The organism is Archangium sp. Cb G35, assembly GCF_001896145.1.
Taxonomy (GTDB): domain Bacteria; phylum Myxococcota; class Myxococcia; order Myxococcales; family Myxococcaceae; genus Archangium; species Archangium violaceum.
This window is the reverse complement of record NZ_MPOI01000009.1, coordinates 528,181-547,143: the sequence shown is the minus strand read 5'-3', so window position 1 is coordinate 547,143 and position 18,963 is coordinate 528,181. Positions and strand designations below refer to the sequence as shown.

The following is an 18,963-nucleotide window of genomic DNA, read 5'->3' as shown; positions in this document are numbered from 1 at the left end:
AGTGCGTGGTCCTTCGCCATGCGGGGGCCCCTTGAAACGGCAATCACCCGGGAAGATAGCCTGTGATGCCAACCCTCTGGAATGGAGGTTGGGGCTCCACTATCAGGGGACGCCAACCATCCCCTTTCAGCCGGTCTCGGGTAGCAGCTCCAGCAACTACGAGCCGCGATGACCTCCACGCCGCCGGGAAGGGCCCGCCATGCCTCCGAGACCCCCAGCCCCACCGATGCGCTACGGGGCTCCTGCGATTTGTTCCCCGGTCCCGGCATCCGGTCTCAAGCACCTACGAGCCGGGGAGCGGACTATCGAGGCCCTTTAGCTGTTCCTCGGCTGCCTGACGGAATCGCGGCACGACCTCCACGGCGAGCACGTCACGCATCTGCTGGCGCGCACCTTCGATGTCACCCGAGTCACGGAGGCTCGTCATCTGGAGCATGGCACGCAGGAATCGGCGTTTGGCATTTCGGAAACGAGAGAGAATCATCCCCATCAGTGCCTCGGCGCCTTCCTGACTCTTCAGGGCCTCTTCGGTTTCGGTCTCGGTGATGGCTGCCGTGGGGGCGGTCCGGCGTAGAAGGTCGCGCAAGTCATCGGTGAGTTCCAGCGGGTGACCCTGCTGGACGCGCTGCAAGAGGGCGGCGAGTTGCGGTCGGTCGGGTAAGTCCGGATTGAGCCGCCCAGATGCGCGCACCTCCGCCAGTCCAGCCGACGTCTTGAGGGTTCTTTCGGCCAGCTCCCGGTAGAAGGGGACAACCTCCACGGCGAGCACGTCGCGCATGACTTGTTGTGCCCCGTCGAAGTCCCCTTGCTGCTGAAGCTCGTTCACCCGGCCTCGGGCTTCGTCGAGTCGATTTGATCCTTCCCCAATACGGCGGTGAATCTCTCGAAGCAGCGTCATTGCAGTGGAGTGGCTACGCAACGCATCTTCCGCGTCTTCCTGACTGATGGCCACCTGCTGCGCGGTACGCGAAAGGAGGGCGCGCATCTCGTCGTTGAGTTCCAACGGGGCGCCGTTCTCAAGAACGTCGCGACACAGCACCCATACATCATCCAAGTCCATCTCTTCGGCCATGCGCGCCCCTCCAGCTACGCTCACTTCCCGAGGAACCCGAGCAGGGCCGTGTGCCACTTCTCTGGGGCCTCGAAGTGGGGAATGTGCCCCACACCGGGAAGCTCCACGAGAGACGCACGGGGAAACGCCTTGGCGGCGCGCTTGCCGAGCTCGGGGTACTGGCCGAGCTTGGAGAGATTCTCGGGAGCCACGCGCGCGCGGCCGACGACGGTGCGGTCCTCCTGTCCGATGACGAGGAGCACGGGGGCCTGCACGAGGGGGAACTCATGCACCACGGGCTGCTGGAAGATCATCTGCTCGGTGGCGGCGGAGACCCAGGCGAGGCGCGGGTACTCTCCGCTCAGCGTCTGGCGGAACATCACCTGGACGTACTCGTCATACTCGGGGCGCCAGGTGACGTAGTAGGTCTTCTGGTAGTTGCGGATGGACTCCTCGGTGGTGCCGAGCTGGCCGCGGTAGAGTTCCTCCGTGGAGCGCCAGGGGACGGCGAAGCGGTAGTCCTCGAGGCCGATGGGGTTCTCCAGCACGAGGTGGGTGGTGGCCTCGGGGAACAGGCGGGCGAAGCGCGTGGCGAGCATGCCGCCCATGGAGTGACCCACCACCGCTGCCTTCTGGATGCCGAGCTGCTCCAGCAGCCGCTTCGTGTTGCTGGCGAGCAGGTGGAAGCTGTAGTCGATCGCGGGCTTGGAGGACTTGCCGAAGCCGATCTGGTCCGGGACGACGACGCGGTAGCCCGCCTGGCTGAGGGCGCGGAGGGTGTCGCGCCAGTAGGCGCCGAAGAAGTTCTTCCCATGCAGCAGCACGACGGTGCGGCCGTTGGCCTTCCCCGAGGGAGGCACGTCCATGTAGGCCATGCGGACGTCCTGGCCCTGAATCGTGAGCGGGAGGTACTGGACGGGGGCAGGGTAGGGGTAGCCCTCCATGGCGATGCCGAGGGCCTCGGGGGCCTTCTGTGCCTGGGGCTGGGCGGAGACGGGTGCGGAGAGCAGCAGGGCGAGTGCGAGCAGGAGACGCTGAGCGGGCATGAGTCCTCCGGGATGGGAACGAGAGGACCTCATTAACCGGTCAGCGGGGATTGCGCGCCGGAAACCGTGACATCGGGCGCCGCCGGTTCGAGGATTCGACACGATGAACCTCACCGAACGCCTGCAGTCGTATATGCGCCGCAGTGCCGCGGGGCGCTACGAGTCCATTCCGGTTCCGCCCTTCACGGTGTTCATCCACCCGCACGACCCGCTCATCTACTTCAACTACGCCATCCCGGACGGGCCCATCACGGGGGACGTGCGCGAGCCCTTGCGGCGGCTCCGGGAGGAGTTCCAGAAGAGGAGCCGGGTGCCCCGCTTCGAGTACATCTCCGAGCTGGCGCCCTCCCTGGCGGACACGCTGCTCGCCGAGGGCTTCCAGTTGGAGGCCGAGGCGCGGTTGATGGTCTGCACGCGCGAGCACTTCACGCCCGTGGCGGCACCGGAGGGGCTCTCGTTCTCGGTGCTCTCGTCCGGGTCTTCCCGCGAGGAGGCGCGCACGTACTGCACCACCTCGCGGCATGCCTTCGCGCCGGGCGAGCCCTACGAGGCCTCCGAGGAGGATGTCTCCAAGACGCTGGAGGAGCTCCGGGAGGGCAGGGCGGTGGTGGGGTATGTGGAGGGGCAACCCGCCGTGGTCGGCACGTTCACCCCACCGTGGGAAGGCATTGCCGAGCTCGGCGGTGTGGCCACGCTCGAGCGCTTCCGCAAGCGGGGACTCGGTACCGCGGTGACGTCCCGGGTGGCGCAGGAGGCCTTCGCGCGGGGCGTGGAGGTGCTGTTCCTGAGCACCATCACCGAGGAGGCCGGACGCATCTACGAGCGGGTGGGGTTCCGGTTCCTGACGCGGATGCTCTTCATGAGTGTCCCGGGTTGAGACGCCCGGTCCCTCCTCCACCGGGCGGGCGGGGAAGGGCCAGGCCGATTTGTTCTCAGTCGCGCACGGGCGCGGTAGCTTGCGCGCGAGATGCAGACCCACCTCGCTCGTGTGCTCGTGTGCCTCGCCGTCCTGTCCACCGGAGTGGTACGGGCGGACCCAGCGCCGGACGGAAAGCTGGAAGCCCCTCCGGCCCGGACGGTGCTGCTGCTCGGAGACAGCCTCATCGTCACCAGCTTCGGCGAGTACCTCGAGACGTTGCTGAACGAGCACCCGGGCACCCGCGCCATGCGGCGGGCGAAGTCCTCCACCGGGCTCGCCCGCCCGGACTTCTTCGACTGGATGGCGGTGGGGCGCGAGGAGGTCGAGCGCCACCGGCCGGATGTCGTCGTCGTCATCATGGGCGGCAATGACGGGCAGGGGCTCACGGACGAGAAGGGCAAGGCGAAGGTCCAGTGGGGCGCCACGGGCTGGGAGGACGCGTACCGTCAGCGCGTCGTGGACTTCCTGGGCGTCCTCCATGCGCCCGGCCGGAAGATCCTCTGGGTCGAGCTGCCGTACACCGGGCTGCCGAAGTTCGAGCGCAAGCTGGGCATCATCCGGCGCATCCTGCGCGAGGCCGTGTCGGCCCATGAGACCTCGAAGTACCTCGAGACGAAGCCGTTCTTCACCGACGCGAAGGGGGACCTCCTGAAAGAGGCCCGGGTCCAGGGCTTCCGCAAGCCGATGCGGCTGAAGATGGAGGATGGGGTCCACTTCACGTTGGCGGGCGGCCGGTACTTCGCCACCAGGGTCCATCCCGCGGTCATCGGACTGTTCGGGCCCGGGGGCGAAGAGCCGAAACCCGGTACCCCGAAGCCGGCGGCCGTGGCCGAGGCCCCGGTTGTCTCCGCGGCCTCGCCGCCCTCCGAGACTCCTTCGGCTGCCCCGCCGGTGGAGGCGGAGACCCGTGCACGGGAGCCGGCGATCTGCCGCGAGTTCGACGCCGTATCGGAAGCGCCGATGACGTCGATGCCCATGGCCCTTTGCTATCCGTGAGGAACGGGAATGGAAACACTCCGTTGACGCGCCTGGTTGCGTGTCTGCTGGCGATGGCGACATGCTCGTGCGGAGCCATCTCCATGACCTCCGCCTCCGCACGTGTCCCAGCCACCGCGCCGTCCCCCGCCGTTGCCTCCGAGCGGGTGCCCGTGCTCCTGGTGCACGGCATCGACGACGACGCGAGGACCCTGGCGCCGCTCGCGGACGCGCTGGCCCGAGCCGGTTTCCAGGACGTGCAGATCATCGAGATGAAGCCCAACAACGGGGACGCTCCCATCTCCGTCATGGCCGATCAGGTGGCCGGGGCGGCCGAGAGCCTGCGCGCGCGGACGGGCCATGCGCGGATTGACGTGGTGGCCTTCAGCATGGGGGCGCTCGTCAGCCGCTACTACCTGCAGCGGCTGGAGGGGCGGAATCACGTGCGCCGCTTCGTGTCCATCTCCGGTCCCCACGCGGGAACGCTCATGGGCTGGCTGCGAGCCAACCCCGGCGCACGCGACATGCGGCCGGACAGCGAGTTGCTGCGGGGGCTCGCCGCGGATGAGGCCCCATTCGGGGACGTCCAGGTCTTCACCCTCTGGACGCCGCTGGATCTGATGATCATCCCGGCCCGTTCCTCCCAATTGGCCGGGGCGCGGGAGCGGACCTTCCCCATCGTCCTCCACCCGCTGATGCTGCGCGACGGGCGGGTCCTCCGCTCGGTGGTGGAGGCCCTCACGGTGGAGCGTCCGGAGGACTTCCAGCCCCTGCCGGTCGTGTTGCCGCCCGGCGGTCCCTGAGCCCTGCGCCCGGGTGGTGTCTCAGACCTGGGTGCGCCCGGAGTCGCCAGGCGTGGGGGCGGGGGCGGGGGCCGGCTTCTTCGGAATCGTCGAGCGGCGCGGGCCCTTGATGGCGTAGTTCAGCAGCATGGCCCCCGGCAGGAGCATGCCCAGACCCTGGTTGAGGTTGGCGGGGGGATGGACCACGGCCCCGAGGGCCATCGCGGCGAAGAGCAGACCACAGACGACGCGGATGAGGATGGAGCTCACGGGGGTTCCTTGGAACGGGGCAACCCATGATAACCAGGGGTTCTCCGCGTGCACGTCCCCCCATGAAAAAGTCCTCCTCGGCACTGCTGGCGATCCTGCTCGGACTGGCCTCGGCGCTGTTCTTCACCATGACCTACGTGCTCAACCGCAACATGGCGGCGGAGGGTGGGTTCTGGGCCTGGAGCGCGTCGCTGCGCTACTTCATCATGTTGCCGCTGATGTCGGTGTTGGTGGCGGCGCATGGGGGCCTGCGGCCGTTGGGGGCCGAGCTGAGGAGGCACCCGGGCGAGTGGTTGCTCTGGAGCAGCGTGGGCTTCGGCGTCTTCTACGCGTTCCTCACCGTGTCGGCGGACTACGGGCCCTCGTGGCTGATCGCCGGCTCCTTCCAGCTCACGGTGCTCGCCGGTCCGCTGCTGTCGCCGTTCATCTACACCGACGCGCGCCGGCGCATCCCCCTCAAGGCCGTGGGCATGGGCTCGTTGATCGTCCTGGGCGTGCTCGTCATGCAGTTGGGGCACTTCCAGCTCGCCATGCCCGCGAGCGCCTGGCTGGCGCTGCTCTTCGTGTTGATCGCCGCCGTCGCGTACCCGCTGGGCAACCGCCGGGTGATGCTGCACCTGGAGCGTGAGGGCGTCTCCCTGGATGCCAGCCAGCGGGTGCTGGGGATGACGTTGGGAAGCCTGCCCTTCTGGCTGGGCGTGGCGGCCTACGGCTATGCGAAGGTGGGGTGGCCCCCGGCGGGGCAGGTGCTGCAGTCGGCGGGGATCGCGCTCTCCTCGGGGGTGATCGCCACCACCCTGTTCTTCCGAGCCGCCCAGATGACGGCGAACAACCCGGTGGGACTGTCCGCCGTGGAGGCCACGCAGGCCACCGAGCTGCTCTTCGCGCTGCTGTTGGGCGTGCTCTTCCTGGGTGAGTCGTGGCCTTCCGCGTTCAGCTTCGTGGGCGCCGGGCTCATCGTGGTGGGCATGGTGCTCTACAGCCGCGTCAGCGTGGCCGCCGAGCTGGAGCCCGCCGCGGTACAGACGTGAGGCGGCCGATTCATCAGGCGGACTGGGGGGCGTTCGTGATGGGCAGCCTCACGGAGAACGTCGAGCCCTTTCCCGGCTCGCTCTCGACGTCCATCGAGCCGCCGTGTGCCGCCAGGATCTTCCGCGCCACCGCCAGCCCGAGCCCCACGCCTGGGATGGTTTCGCGCGTGGAGGCACTCCGGCGGAAGGGCTCGAAGATGCTCTCCTTCTCGGCGGGCGCGATGCCCACTCCCGAGTCCGTCACCGTGATGCGGTAGCCGCCGTCCGCTGGCATGAGGTGGATGCGCACCGGTCCCCCCTCGGGTGAGTACTTGATGGCGTTGCTCAGCAGGTTGTTGAGCACCTGGGAGATCCGTGTCGCGTCACAACGAACGGGGGTGGGGTGCTCGGGGACCTGGAGCTCCAGGACATGCCGGTCGGAGATGGGCCGGTGGAGCTCCACCGCCTCCCGCACGAGCTCGGCGAGGTCATGCTCTGCCAGGTGGAGATCCAGCTGTCCGGCCTCGATGCGGGTCGTATCGAGCAGGTCGTTCACCATGCGCCCCAGCCGCTCCACCTGCCGCTCGACCATGGCGAGCCGCTGCAGGGCCCGCTCGGGTGGAATCTCCCCTGAACCGGCTCCGCTCGCGGCCAGCTTCAAGGCCGTGATGGGGTTGCGCAGATCATGGGCCACCCCCGCGAGGAAGCTCACCTGCGCCTCCCGCTGCCGCTCCAGCCGGGACACCATGTCGTTGAAGGCACGGGCGATGTTCCGCAGCTCCTGGGCTCCGAGCTCGGGTGCCGGTGTCCAGGCGGACCCGAGCTGCAAGCCCACCAGGGCCCGCTGGAGGAGCTCCACCGGGCGGTAGACGAGGCGCCGCTCGGCCCAGAGCACCACGCCGACGCCCGTCAACAGCATCAGGAGGGCGAGAAGCCCGATGATGTCGGCACGCTGGTCCCAGCGCTGGGCTTCCTCCATCAGGTTGCGAGCATCGGTGACATTGACGCTCACGAGGTGCTCGGTCAGCTCCAGGATCGTCTCGAGCGCTGGGTCGGACGTTCCGACCAGGAGTCCGGAGGCTGAGTCGCTCCGGGCTCGTGTGAAATACGCCTCGACTTCCCGCGCCACTTCCGCGAGGAGCTCTGCCTCGGACGCTCCTCCCACATGGCCCCGGGCCTGCTCCAACCAGTAGTGGGCCTGGGTCTCGGCTTCCCGCATCGCGTGCGCATGCTCCACTGCCTCCGTCACCTCCAGGAGGCGCCGCTCCCGGCTGTGCTGCAGCAGCGCGATCTCCAACTCCTCCGCGGCCCGGACGCTTTCGCCGGCCTGCCACAGGTGCACACTGTCGCGCCCCATCCAGGTGGTGACGGCGACGAGCGCACCCGCCGTGATGAGCGTCACCAGTCCCAGCAGTGCGGCGCTCGCGGTGCGTTGTCCTCTCAGGCTCGGCGTCATCTCACCCTCTCCTGGCAATTCCTTTACCCGAGGACGCCTCCCTTGTGTGACCGGTCTCCAGGCAGCCCCCCACGCCGGCATCGTGCGGAGCTACCTCGTGCGCCTGGGCGTCGAGCCGCAGCGCATCGCCGTGGTGTCCTACGGTGAGGAGCGTCCGGCGAACGAGGGCTCCGTGGAGAAGAACCGCCGTGCCGAGCTCTCCTTCGCCCAGTGATTACGCGGGGGGCCGCTGGTGCGGCAGCCGGACGCGGAAGGTCGAGCCGGCGCCTTCCTGACTCACCACTTCGATGTTTCCGCCATGGGCCCGCACGATGCGGCGGGAAACGGAGAGCCCCAGTCCGATGCCGGGAATCTCCGCGCTCGTGCCCTTGCTCCGTCTGAAGGGCTCGAAGATGCGCTCGTGCTCGTCCGGAGGGATGCCCACGCCCTCGTCGGAGACGGAGAGCAGGATTTCTTCCTGGGAGTGTTCGAGCCGCACCCACACGCGGCCTCCCCGGGGCGAGTATTTGATGGCATTGCTCAGGAGGTTGGTGAGCACCTGGGTGAGGCGCGTCGGATCCCCGCGCACCGGAACGGGCCCGTCGGGCACGGTGATCTCGAGCTGATGCTGTTGGCTCGAGGGCCGGTGGAGCTCGACCACATCCGTCACGAGGATGCGCAGATCGGTGTCCTCCAGGCGGAGCTCGAGATTGCCCGCCTCGATCCGGGTCTGCTCCAGGAGGTCCCCCACCATGCGATCGAGCCGATCGAGCTGCGCGGAGATCCGCACCAGTGACTCCCGGATCTTCTCGGGGGGAGGCGGCGCTGGTGCGCGGAGGAGGACCTGGGCCGACAGCTTGAGGGTATTGAGCGGGGTGCGCAGATCATGGGCGACTCCCGCCAGGAATTGGAGGTGCCGCGCGTCCTGACTGACCAGGGTGTCCGCCATGTCGTTGAACTCGGCGGCCACCTCGCGGAGCTCCAGGGGGCCCACCTGCGCCACCCTCGACTCCCGCTGTCCGGACTTGAAGGCGGCCAGCGCCTGGCGGATCGACAGGAGTGGCAGATAGAGGCGTGAGCGGGTGACGGCGAGCACCAGAGCGGCCCCCATCACGATGCCTGTCGCGAGGAGTCCTCCCATGAGTCTCGCCGCGTTGCTCACCCGTGTGGCCTCATCGCGGACGGCGCGAGCCCTCTCGATGCTCGAGGCGGACACGGCTTCGGTTGCCTCGAAAGCCCCCCTCAGCTTGGACAACCGCTCCCGGGCTGGAGCGCGAAGGTACATCTCGACCTGGCTGCGGGCATTCGCGATCAACGCCCGTTCCTGGGCGGTGTCTGTGTATTGCTCGACCCGCGGCAGCAGCTCCGATACCCGGCGGCGCGCCTCGTCCACGCTGACCTGGGGCCCGACGTCCGAGGCATCGATGCTCGCGAACTCCTGGACCACCTGGAGCATGAAGAGCGACTGGGCCAACTGCTCGGCGGTGTGCACCCTTTCAATGGAGTCGCTCAAGCTCGTGGTCCGCGACTGGAACTGGGTGCTCATCCAGAACAAGCTCGCCGCGGACCCAAGGCTCAGCAGTCCCAGTAGACCCGCGCCGACGAGGAAGAGGCTCCGTAGCCGCATGATGACGACCCCCAGGTGGGAACCGTCACCATACCGATACCGCCGGGCATGGGTTCATCCCCGGCCGCCGAGTGACGACTTCTGGAGCATGGGCGCCTCGTCGCGAGCTACTTCGCGCGTTCGCCCTTCAACTCCACCGTCTCGTCCACGACGCCGCCCACCTTGAGGACCTCGTATTGAGGGCGGTCATCCGGGAACGGCGGCTTCTCCCCGTAGCGGCCCTCGAGCCAGAGTGCGCAGCGGGCCGCATCGCGCCCGCACTTCTGCGCGATCCGCTCGCTCAGCGGCACCCCGAGCGCCAGGTCCGTCACGTGGAGCTCGACGTCTCCCACGCGGGAGCGCTTGAAGCGATGGCCGGGCTCCCCGAGCTCGATCACCACGGGCAGGCGAAGACGCTTCCCGCGGTTCGCTTCGAGCCAGGCCGTCAGGGCCTTCGTGTCCGTGACCGCCGGCCCCGGTTCGAATTCGTGGACCGGTTCTGGATCGCCTTTACGCATGGGGCGCTCTTTCATCTCCTGACCTCCACCGGGGGTCGCGCAGCTGCAGAGCAACATGACCAACGCGGCACATCGGATCATCGACTGCCTCCGCCTCGGAGCCAGACTCATTCTGGGAAGAGCACCAGGTGCTTGAGACGTCCGTTGGGGAGGAACTCCGTATCCACGTGCACTCCACCCACGCGGAACGTCAGCGCGAGCGCCTCCCGATCGCGCTCGGTCTCCATGGGTGTTCCCAGGGCCTCGCGGAACGTCCGCTCCTGGAGGTTGGACGCGCGCTCCGTGCCATGCCCGAGGCGCACGAGCCCGGAGAAGGGTTGGAACCGGTCCACGAAGCGCTGGAGCAGGGATGTCTCCGGCTGGGCAACGACGATGGCCATGGAGATGATGCGATCGTTCTTCACCTCGAAAGACAGGCCACGCTCCGGATAGAGCCACCACCCCCGCTGACGCATCAGCCAGTAGGAGACGGGGGGCCCCAGGTTCTCCGCCAGGAGGCGGGCGGGCGCCCCCAGGGCGATGGTCCCCAGTCGCGCCGAGCCCACGTCCAGCGTGAGCGACGCTGGCTGCATGGGGCGCGGCCAGCCGCGGAACATCCAGGATTCCAGAAGGCCCATGGCTGGAGGTGTCAGGCGCCAGAACCAGGCGCGGTGAGCTTCACCTTCGACATGACGTGATCGAGGGCCGCCAGCTGCATCATCACGTTGGCGAGCCGCTCCTGCGCCGCCGCATCGCTCTGCAGCACCCGCTTCAGCTCCTCACGGGGGATCTTCGCCGGCCCCGTCAGCAGCTCCGCGATCGAATCCAGCGCCTCGCGCTGGGGTTGAATCTGATCGCGCCGGGCGATGGCGGCCAGCACGAGGGCGATTCCCAGGCGCCGCGCGGCATCGGCCCGGGTGAGCGGATCCTGGAGCCAGGCGTCCAGCGCCTGCTGGAGCTCGTCGGGCTCGAAGGCCTTGCGCTGGAGGATCGGCCGCTCGGCCTCGACCCAGCGGCGGCGGATCTCCTCATCCACCAGCGCCGTGGGCACCTCCACCCTGGCGCGCTCGACCAGCACGTCGAGCACCTGCTCGCGGGCCTCGCGCTCGGCTTCATCCAGGCGCTCGTTGGCGAGCTCCTCGCCCAGGTGACGCATGACTTCCGGGAGGGTGGCGCCACGCCCGAGCGACGCGATGAACTCCGGAGACCCGGGGTCCGGCAGCGTCAGCTCGCGCGCCTGCTTCACATCCACGAGGAAGCGCGCCGGAACGCCGCGCAGCGCCTCGACCGGATGGTCCGGGGGGAGGGTGAGCGCGATGTCCACGGAGAGCCCTACCTGACGGCCCACCAGCGCCTCGTAGAAGCCGGGCAACAGGGGATCCGGATTCACCAGGGCCCACCCATTCTCCCGGACGGAGAAGGGGATGATGCGCCCCTGGGCATAGCCGATGGTGTCGAGCAGAACCTCGTCACCATCGGCCACGGTTTCTTCCCCGGTGCGGTCACGCCGCCGCGCATGCTCGCGCACCAGCTCCGCCAGACGCTCGAGGAGATCGTCCTGGGTGATGGGCCGGGGGGACAACTCCGCGGTGAGTCCCTCAAGGGAGGGGGCCTGCACCTCCGGTAGCTTCACGGGCGCGTTGTCCAGCGCCAGCGCCGCGGGGATCTTGTTCAGGAGCCCCTTGATTTCGTCCATGGTGCCTCGCTCTGGACCTTCGATAACACACCTGCGGCGGGGGCCGAAGGTCCAGAGTGCCGGGGCGGCTAGAAGAACGAGCCGACGAGGCTGGAGACCGTCGAGACGGCCGCGCCCACCTGGCTGACCACGGGGATGTTCGTCGCGGCGGCGATGGAGCCCAGCGCGGTGATGCCGCCGGTGGCGAGCTTGCCCCAGTTCGGCTCGCCGCTGCGGAAGGCGTTGGCCACCTCCGCCCCGAAGGCGGCGGTGTCCGCCGCGGCGATCGCCACGTTGAGGCCCGGCACGAACCGGGACGCGGCCCTGCCGGCGGTGGCGGCCAGGACGTGAGGAGCGGCCCCACGCGCGGCGGTGGCGCCCGCCCGGGCCGCGGCCTCCAGGCCCTCGGTGGCCACGCGGGCAGCCGCGCCGCGCGCTACCTGACGCGAGGCGCCATCGAGCACCTGCTGCGCGGCCTCGCCAGCCACGCGGTTGACCACCGAGCGGGCGGCATCCGGCGCCCTCTGGAGCATGGTCTGGGCGGCCGCGTCGCGGATGCCCCGGAAGTTGCGGATCAGGTTGCCCGTCTCGATGGCGCCCTTGGCCACGTTGGCGGCCGTCGAGAGGAAGCTCGCCCCGGAGCCCGCCGCCTTGATGCCGTTCTCCGCCGTGGCGTTCTGGACGAAGTTGCGGGCGTCCCGGAAGGCCGTGTAGGTGGCACCCGGAAGCTGCGCGACGCTGGCGGCCGTGCCCAGCACGCTCGCGGCGCGGCTCCCGCGCGTGTTCATCGGCTCCACCGTCGAGCGGGGCTGGCTGCCGAGGTTGAAGGGGCCGAACGTCCGCTGCCCGTTGGTGGTCTTCGTCGCGCGCCCGAGGACCGTGTCCGTGACGCTCTTCACGGCGTTGGCGGCCCTGCCGATCAGGTTGATGGGCTGGTCGAACCGATCCTGCTGCTGCGCCTGCGCGTTGCCCGCGGCGGGCTTCGCCGTGGGGGGGGTCACCGTGGGGGTGGCCGGCCTGGCGGTCGTGGGCTGGGGCTGCTGGGGAACTGGCCGCGGATCACCGATGCGGGGGGCCATGGAGAACTCCAGGGAAATCGAAGAGGAAAACCGTCACCCCAGATTATCGCGAGCCCGTGGAGAATGTTGCTGCTCCGCGAGCACTCCTGGTTCGCAGTGGCTGTGGGATGGATGCCTACCCGAAGGGGTTCAGTCGCCCCGCTTCTTCTTGCCCCGAGCCACCTCGGTGGCCAGGGCATCCAGCCGCGGCGTCCAGAACGCACGGAAGCGGTTCAGCCAGGCGTCCACCTCCGCCAGGGGCGCGGCGTCCATGGCGTAGAGCCGCCGGGACCCGTCTACCCGCACCGTGGCGAAGCCGCTCTCGCGCAGGACCTTCAGGTGCTGCGAGACCGCAGACTGGGTGATGCCGAACTCGCGCTGGACCACGGCCACGATCTCGCCCGAGGCGTGCTCGCCTTCCGCCAGCAGCTCGAGGATGCGACGGCGAACCGGATCGCCGAGGACGTCGAAGGCATGCATCAGCCACTCGTATAGGCCGCCGCCGTGCGCTCGGCCATCCCGCGGGCCACCTCTGGAGCTTCGCCGGCCGCGATGTGGGCCGCCCCCCAGGCCTCGGCGCTCGCGCGCATGAAGGCCTTGGACTCGTCAGAGGCCATCCAGGCGGCGTTGGCTTCCGGGGGAACGGATTCGCCGTTCTCGACGTGGAGGCCCAGGCCCAGGAATCCCAGCTCCCAGCCCACGCCCGCGGCGCCGGGCCCGAACCGGGTCCAGTGCTCGTCGGCGTTGGAGGCGTGCACGATGTGCTCGAGCGTCAGCCGCGTGTCCTTGCCCTCCGGTGCCAGGCGGACGGTCACCCAGCTCATGCCGCCGCCGAACTCCCAGGTGATGTCGAAGGCGGTGGGCCGCTCACAGCGGGTAATGGTCCCGCTGGCGTTGTCCTTGAGCTGATACCGGCCGCCCAGGCGCAGCTCTCCCTCGATGGGCGAGAACCAGCGCGGGATGCGCTCGATGTTGGTGAGGGCATCCCACAGGTCCTCGGCATCGGTGGGGTAGAGGCGGCTGGCGACCACCACGCGAGCTGGCTTGCCTTCGTGCTCACGCTCGACGAACTCGCGCACCTCGGCGCCAATGGCGTTGTGCAGCATGTGCGGACCTCCTGTCTCCAGAAACATTACAGCCCGCACTTATATTAGGACAGACTTAAATAGCCGCTGGGTACGGCGGCCATGACGGCCGGGCGGGGGGCTGGCGAGCATCTTGGGAGGCTGAGCGCCAGGGTTGGTCCCCTTTTGGTCCCCTTGGAGCCCTTGCCGGGCGAGAGTGGCAAGGGCTCCAGCCCCCTGGGCTGCCGCCACTCATGGGATTCCGTAGAGTCGGACGCTCAAGGCGGGAACCGACACCCGAGGTGCTACGTGATGCGCTGTTCACTGGTACTGCTCTGCGTGGCCCTGATGGGGTGTAGCGGCGCTGCTCCAGGCGTCCGTCATGCTCCGGATGCGCAGAGGCTCTGTGTCTATGTCCCGTCCCGTGACGAGGCGGCTGGAGCCTGGAAGGAGGAGGTATCCTCAGCTCGCGCGGGTGTTCACGTGGTGCTTGTCGCGTCGGCGGGATCTGCGCCCGTGGCTCCCCCTGCCCCAAGTTCGGCCCCTGTCCTGAAAGGGCTGTCAGGTGAGGGCCTGGGGAACGGCATTCCCCGGGGCGTGCTCAGGTTGGTGCTTGAAGGAGGCGTGGGCGCGGAGGTCGGGGCCGGCGGTGCTGCAGGGGATGCGGTGGTAGTGGGGGGAGCGTTTGTCGCGGCCGTGGGCAGTGGGTTGCTGGTCTGCTTGACGGCTCGTGCGGTCCTGGATGGGGAGAAGACTCCCATCGAGATCGCGGACGAGTATTACGGCACACACTTTGGAGACGTGAAGGGGTGGGTTCAAGGTCAATACCGGGATGTGGCACCTCCGCCTGGCGCAGTACCCAGGTCGAAATCCGACGAGAGCACCGGCAAGAGGCTGGGGCGCATCTATGTCACCTACACGAAGCTCAATCAGATGACCCACCGCTACTATGCCGGGCGAACCAGCATGGTCGTCGATCTTGATGCGCCTCTCCGAGTTCAAGCTGCATTGGCGGTTCTTCTTCGAGATGGGAATCACCACTTGGACGAGAATGCTGAACCAACGGGCGCCGTGTTCGACCTGGCGCAGACTGATCGATTCGATGTTGGCACCGCCGTTGACTACAGTCAGAGGTATGGCGATGCCGCTTATTGGCGGATTCGCGGGAGAGAACAGCAGTTGATTGATTTCCTCGGTGGAGCCCGCTCTGACACTGGAGAGCCTTATCGCACCGAGAATGTCGTACGTGGCGTGGCGAAAGAAAATCCACAAGGCAGAGGGTTCCACTCCGCCGCGACAGAGTTGTGGGGCCAACTTCACCCCTACACGGGATACTAGGGATGCCGCGAATCTACAAACCGGGCTCGTTCTTGAGAATCCCCCTTGCCGACGGTTCTTTCGGTTACGGCAGAGTGCTCAAACTGCCACATGATGCCTATTACGATTACAGGACCGATACTCCAGATTCAGATCTGGATCGGATTGCCTTGAAGCCTATCCTTTTCAAGATCATGGTCCGTCATATGGAGGAGCGGGCGTGGGAGTTCATCGGGTGGAGAGAGTTGGAGGAGCAGTTCTCTCAACCGATTGTCCAGTTCATGCAGGACATTGGGAATTTCCGCGACTGCACCATCTTCGACACCGGTGGCAATGAGAGAAGCGCGGAGCCCCAGGAGTGTATCGGACTTGAGCGCTCGGCTGCCTGGGAAGAGGTGGGAGTCGAGCAACGCCTGCTCGACTTCTTCATGGGTCAGCCTAATGCCGCGGTGGAGCGTTTGAAGGTGCGCCTGAAATAGGCACGCTCATAGGAGCGAATTGAATGCTGTGCTTCGTGAACTTCAGTCCAACAGCGTGGTTTGCGATGTTGTCGTGCGGAGCATTGTGTCCGATCCGAATGACGTCGTATCTTTTCTCGGCGAACATCCAGAGCATCTTCTGCTCTTTCAGGCTGCCGATCCGCAAACTGTTCGGAGAGTCTGGTATGAGTGGATGGGAAAATACCCAGTGCGGAGGCTGTCGCTATTCTGCGCACTTCTGCGTAACGGGTTGGTTCCGGTGAATGAATTGGCGGACGCTGTTATTCGTCTAGTGAGGAATTTGGGTGGGGAGGTTCCGAAGGAAAGCCAACTTGAGGTTCTGAATACGGCCGGATTTGTATCAGCGTTTAAGCGGTATGCGTTCGAGGAGGGCAATATTCACTCTTTGGGGTGGGCAAACAGCAATAGTGATTCTGTTGTTTGGTTCATTGAGACTCAGCCTATAGACGTGACTATTGTGAGGGCGGTGCAGGCCAATTTCTCGCACGACAACCATCCCTATACACTTCGGGATGCTTTGAATTCTTTCTTCTTGAAGAATACTGGTAAGAGGGATGAGTTTCGTTCGGTAGTACAGGATAACGGAGTCAGCCTGCCGACCAAGATTCCTTCTCTTCTCTAGTAACTATCCAGTCTGGAACAGCAGATAGTGCGCGGGACTGATGGAGCGGGCCATGGTTCAAATCTAATGGCCTTTGTTCGTAACTGCTCGCCCAGCCCTTCGCGACGGAGCGCCACTGCGCGTCCGGAGCGACGAGTCACCTGCGCTCATACTCCGGACGCGTGTATCTGGCGGTGGGCGCATACCTTCCGCCCGTGAGCACACCGTGTTGGACGCGGTCACCCTCCGTGCGCAGGGAACGAGGCGAGGCCCAGCACCGTCTCGTTGAACCACTCGCCGGGTGGCGTGTGGGTGAGGGGGCCATCACTCTTGCCACCGAACTGAATCGTCCCGTCAGGGCGGAACGCCAGGTGGGTGACTTCGACGTTCCGGGGCCCCGTCAGCGTCAAGATGCCGAGCCGCTCCCCGTTCTCATCCGTCTTCAGAAGCAGGCCCTTGCCGGGCTCGATCCAACTGTTCGTGTCCGCCTGGACGAAGTCCGTGGTGCCCGCGAAGTAGCAATGGCCCCGTGCATCGACGCGGAAGTCGTTGAGCCAATCCTCCCGCGAGATGTCGAGCGTCCGGTGGAGCGAGAGCACACCGTCCTCCATGCGTCCGCGCATCAGCACAAAATCCCACTCGGTGGTGTCATTGGGGCGGTCGGACTTCAGGATGTTCTCCATCGCGCCCAGGACCACCTCCCCTTGGTGGACGGCGAGGCCCGCGAGCTCCACCTCGTCCCCCTCCCGCCCGAAGGTCCGCGCGAGCTGGAACTGCCCGTCCTGCCCGAAGCGCTGAACGACGATGTCATGACGGCCCCCGCTCCAGGGCAGCTCGCGCCCGAAGTGGAGACGGTAGGCCCGCGCCTGGCTCGAGATCATGCTCCAGGCCACGAGGATGTTCCCCTGCTCGTCCCGTGCGAGCTGCTCCTGATCCGCGTTGAGGAGCTCATTCCAATAGTTGGCGGGCATGACCTGGGCGCTCCAGCGCGTCTGGAGTTCGGCATCCAGCCGGTACAGCTTCACCCCATGGGTCATCGCCATGAAGACGGCCTCCTCACCGAGTACGACCGCGCGCAGGCGTGCGTACTTTGGAATGGGCCATACATCCCGCGGGTCCGTGCCGGTCGAGGTGGAGAGGATCTGCTCCTGGTCGAGGTCGTAGTAGATCCGCTCCTCCGCGCGGCCCTCGTCTTCGAAGAGGCGCTCCCGCATGACGGCCCCTTCGGGAGAGAGACGGCGCAGCCGGAGGCGGACGGTGCGCGCATCGGCGGCCTTCACGAACTCGAAGAGTGTCACCTCACCGCTGGGGTGCAGCGCGAATCTCCAGGGGAGCACTCCCTCCTCGTGTGCCAGGGAGAGTGCTCTCCGGCCATCCGCCCCGTACACCTCGAGCGTCGTGACGGCGTCTTTGTCGGAGGCACCGTTCGCCTTCTCGCCGCGGATCAGCCAGATGCGGCCCTCCGGGTCCGTCTCCAGTTGCAGGACGTTTCCACTGAAGGCCTCTCCGGTGCGCCGGACCTGGACCGCCCCGGGCCAGCCCTCCCGTTGCGTCAGCGTCACCTCATCCGGCGCCTGTCTCAGCCCGCGTTCCATCTCCATTTCGGGAGTCGTGCAACCCACCAGAACGCCGAAAAGCACTGCCCCCCAGCTGTGCATCCGATGCATCACGGTCTTCCTGTTTCGAGCCTGGACGCTCCGGTCTCTGCCCCCGGGCGTCGGCATGAGTGGGTGTGTCGCGCTCGTGCTCTTCGCCGGCGCGACTTTCGTCGACGTCGCTTCCCCGGCGGAAATTCAACAGGCCGAGGCCTACATCTGCTTCAACGCGTCCGGCGATTCGGGGAGGACCTGACCGCCATCCACGAGGAGAATGCTCAAGATGCATGAGCTTGCTCGGGAAGTCTGGGCTGACGTGGAACAGGCGACGGTCTTGAAGCGGGAGCTGCGCCAGCGGGAGAAGGAGCTGGAGGAGGCACTGGCGCTGCTCAGGCTCGTCGAGCGGGCGCAGGGCCCTCGGACTGGACAGCGGGGCCGTCTTCATGGGCCCCAGGAGCGACAACGGGTTCGTGTCCTGGTCGAGGAGGCTCTCGCGGGCGGGGCGCGGCTGTCGAAGGCCTGCCGGCTGGCCGGCATCTCCGCGCGCACCTTCCAGCGCTGGCGCAACCCCTGGCACGCCGAGGATCGTAGGGCGCGGGCGCGCCGCCAACCCGCCAACCGGCTCTCGGAGCATGAACGCCTCCAGGCGCTCCAACTGCTGCACTCCGCGAAGTACCGCGGCATGTCTCCCCGGCAGCTCGTCCCCCGGTTGGCGGACCAGGGGATCTACGTGGCCTCCGAGTCCACCCTCTACCGGCTGCTCAGGGCCCAGCCGCGCCGCGATCCCCGCCCCCGCCCATGGTCCCGCTCCCCGCCGTCCCACCTGGCGACCGCGCCCAACCAGATCTGGAGCTGGGACATCACCTCCCTGCGCGGGCCGACGCGCGGACGCTTCCTCTACCTGTACCTCGTGATGGACATCTTCAGCCGCCGCATCATGGGCTGGCAGGTGCACCAGAAGGAGACGGCGGAGCACGCCGCACGGCTCATCCGCGGCACGTGCGAGCGCCATGCGCTCGATCCAGCCGGACTGGTGCTGCGCTCGGACAACGGGCGGCCCATGCGGGGCGAGACCCTGCGTAAGACCCTGCGGAGCATGGGCATCCTCCCCTGTTTCAGCAGGCCCGGGGTCAGCAATGACAACCCGTTTTCCGAGGCGCTCTTCCGCACCATCAAATCCCGGCCGGGCCTGCCCTCGGAGGGCTTTGACTCGCTCGCGCGGGCCCGGGACTGGGCCCGCCACTTCGTCGCCTGGTACAACACCCAGCATCTCCACAGCGGTCTGCAATTCCTCACTCCGGATGACAGGTACTTCGGACGCGAGGACAGCCGGCTCTCGCGCCGCCGCGAGATCTACGAGCGTGCCTGGCTATTACGGCCCGAGCGCTGGTCCCGCCGGCCCCGGCGCTGGTGGTCGGCTGGACCCACGCCGCTTGCCTTCTGCGCGACAACTTGCTTGACACCTACCGACCCCCTGAGCGACGCGGCACGAGCCCTTGGACGCCAGCCTCCCCGAGGGAACCCCGTGTCAGGGTAGTTGACACTTCAGTTTTCTTTATTGC

General features: G+C 67.3%; 21 protein-coding genes. 9 read left to right on the top strand and 12 right to left on the bottom strand.

The window, feature by feature from the left end; translation table 11 throughout:
• Positions 1-283: 283 nt before the first annotated feature.
• Positions 284-1,072, bottom strand: coding sequence for a DUSAM domain-containing protein (locus BO221_RS28550; RefSeq protein ID WP_073563678.1), 789 nt, complete (start codon positions 1,070-1,072; stop codon positions 284-286).
• Positions 1,073-1,092: 20 nt separating this feature from the next.
• Positions 1,093-2,097, bottom strand: a complete 1,005-nt coding sequence (locus BO221_RS28545) for an alpha/beta fold hydrolase (protein ID WP_073563676.1) — start codon at positions 2,095-2,097, stop codon at positions 1,093-1,095.
• 103 nt (positions 2,098-2,200) lie between these two features.
• Here BO221_RS28545 and BO221_RS28540 point away from each other — a divergent pair, with 103 nt between their 5' ends.
• The 3 genes from BO221_RS28540 (at position 2,201) to BO221_RS28530 (ending at position 4,794) form a co-directional block, all read left to right on the top strand.
• Positions 2,201-2,974, top strand: a complete 774-nt coding sequence (locus tag BO221_RS28540) for a GNAT family N-acetyltransferase (RefSeq protein ID WP_073563674.1) — start codon at positions 2,201-2,203, stop codon at positions 2,972-2,974.
• Positions 2,975-3,064: 90 nt separating this feature from the next.
• Positions 3,065-4,012 (top strand): DUF459 domain-containing protein, encoded by a 948-nt coding sequence (locus BO221_RS28535; protein WP_083681444.1) that lies wholly within the window; start codon positions 3,065-3,067, stop codon positions 4,010-4,012.
• 83 nt (positions 4,013-4,095) lie between these two features.
• Positions 4,096-4,794 (top strand): triacylglycerol lipase, encoded by a 699-nt coding sequence (locus BO221_RS28530; RefSeq protein ID WP_073563672.1) that lies wholly within the window; start codon positions 4,096-4,098, stop codon positions 4,792-4,794.
• A 21-nt stretch (positions 4,795-4,815) separates the two neighbouring features.
• On the opposite strand, the gene BO221_RS28525 is transcribed toward BO221_RS28530, so the two are convergent.
• Complete coding sequence (locus BO221_RS28525; RefSeq protein WP_073563670.1) at positions 4,816-5,043, bottom strand: hypothetical protein; 228 nt, start codon at positions 5,041-5,043, stop codon at positions 4,816-4,818.
• Positions 5,044-5,105: 62 nt separating this feature from the next.
• Between BO221_RS28525 and BO221_RS28520 the strand changes: the two genes are divergently transcribed.
• Positions 5,106-6,074, top strand: a complete 969-nt coding sequence (locus BO221_RS28520; protein WP_198956197.1) for a multidrug resistance efflux transporter family protein — start codon at positions 5,106-5,108, stop codon at positions 6,072-6,074.
• Between the two features lie 13 nt (positions 6,075-6,087).
• Here the strand turns inward: BO221_RS28520 and BO221_RS28515 are convergent, their stop codons facing one another.
• Positions 6,088-7,509 carry a sensor histidine kinase KdpD gene (locus BO221_RS28515; protein WP_073563668.1) on the bottom strand — a complete coding sequence of 474 codons (1,422 nt, stop codon included), beginning with the start codon at positions 7,507-7,509 and terminating at the stop codon, positions 6,088-6,090.
• A 46-nt stretch (positions 7,510-7,555) separates the two neighbouring features.
• Between BO221_RS28515 and BO221_RS54985 the strand changes: the two genes are divergently transcribed.
• On the top strand, positions 7,556-7,723 hold the full coding sequence (locus tag BO221_RS54985) for an OmpA family protein (RefSeq protein ID WP_158079925.1): 168 nt from the start codon (positions 7,556-7,558) through the stop codon (positions 7,721-7,723).
• On the opposite strand, the gene BO221_RS28510 is transcribed toward BO221_RS54985, so the two are convergent.
• The 7 genes from BO221_RS28510 to BO221_RS28480 all read right to left on the bottom strand — a co-directional run bounded on the left by BO221_RS28510 (position 7,724) and on the right by BO221_RS28480 (position 13,430).
• On the bottom strand, positions 7,724-9,115 hold the full coding sequence (locus BO221_RS28510) for a sensor histidine kinase KdpD (RefSeq protein WP_073563666.1): 1,392 nt from the start codon (positions 9,113-9,115) through the stop codon (positions 7,724-7,726).
• Positions 9,116-9,222: 107 nt separating this feature from the next.
• Positions 9,223-9,612: a hypothetical protein gene (locus tag BO221_RS28505; protein ID WP_143195730.1), complete on the bottom strand. Its 390-nt coding sequence runs from the start codon at positions 9,610-9,612 to the stop codon at positions 9,223-9,225.
• A 107-nt stretch (positions 9,613-9,719) separates the two neighbouring features.
• Entirely contained in the window at positions 9,720-10,208 is a 489-nt protein-coding gene (locus BO221_RS28500; protein ID WP_073563662.1) for a hypothetical protein, read from the bottom strand.
• Positions 10,209-10,240: 32 nt separating this feature from the next.
• A complete protein-coding gene (locus BO221_RS28495) occupies positions 10,241-11,287 on the bottom strand; it encodes a hypothetical protein (RefSeq protein ID WP_073563660.1) in 1,047 nt (348 codons plus the stop codon).
• Between the two features lie 68 nt (positions 11,288-11,355).
• Complete coding sequence (locus BO221_RS28490; protein ID WP_073563658.1) at positions 11,356-12,345, bottom strand: hypothetical protein; 990 nt, start codon at positions 12,343-12,345, stop codon at positions 11,356-11,358.
• 129 nt (positions 12,346-12,474) lie between these two features.
• A complete protein-coding gene (locus BO221_RS28485; RefSeq protein WP_073563656.1) occupies positions 12,475-12,804 on the bottom strand; it encodes a helix-turn-helix transcriptional regulator in 330 nt (109 codons plus the stop codon).
• Positions 12,804-13,430, bottom strand: a complete 627-nt coding sequence (locus BO221_RS28480) for an SRPBCC family protein (RefSeq protein WP_073563654.1) — start codon at positions 13,428-13,430, stop codon at positions 12,804-12,806. The genes BO221_RS28485 and BO221_RS28480 overlap by 1 nt, the downstream gene beginning before the upstream one ends.
• A gap of 582 nt (positions 13,431-14,012) precedes the next feature.
• On the opposite strand from BO221_RS28480, the gene BO221_RS54050 reads away from it, so the two are divergent.
• Genes BO221_RS54050 through BO221_RS54045 form a run of 3 tightly spaced genes read left to right on the top strand, consistent with a single transcriptional unit; the run spans position 14,013 to position 15,827 of the window.
• Positions 14,013-14,726 carry a hypothetical protein gene (locus tag BO221_RS54050; protein WP_143195729.1) on the top strand — a complete coding sequence of 238 codons (714 nt, stop codon included), beginning with the start codon at positions 14,013-14,015 and terminating at the stop codon, positions 14,724-14,726.
• Positions 14,727-14,728: 2 nt separating this feature from the next.
• Positions 14,729-15,184, top strand: coding sequence for an Imm26 family immunity protein (locus BO221_RS28475; RefSeq protein WP_073563652.1), 456 nt, complete (start codon positions 14,729-14,731; stop codon positions 15,182-15,184).
• Positions 15,185-15,212: 28 nt separating this feature from the next.
• Entirely contained in the window at positions 15,213-15,827 is a 615-nt protein-coding gene (locus BO221_RS54045) for a hypothetical protein (protein WP_143195728.1), read from the top strand.
• 218 nt (positions 15,828-16,045) lie between these two features.
• Here BO221_RS54045 and BO221_RS28470 read toward each other — a convergent pair whose 3' ends face one another.
• Entirely contained in the window at positions 16,046-17,407 is a 1,362-nt protein-coding gene (locus BO221_RS28470; protein ID WP_073563650.1) for a hypothetical protein, read from the bottom strand.
• A 277-nt stretch (positions 17,408-17,684) separates the two neighbouring features.
• On the opposite strand from BO221_RS28470, the gene BO221_RS28465 reads away from it, so the two are divergent.
• The gene (locus BO221_RS28465) at positions 17,685-18,938 is read left to right on the top strand and encodes an IS3 family transposase (RefSeq protein ID WP_158079924.1); all 1,254 of its coding nucleotides are present in this window, start codon (positions 17,685-17,687) and stop codon (positions 18,936-18,938) included.
• Positions 18,939-18,963: the final 25 nt, after the last annotated feature.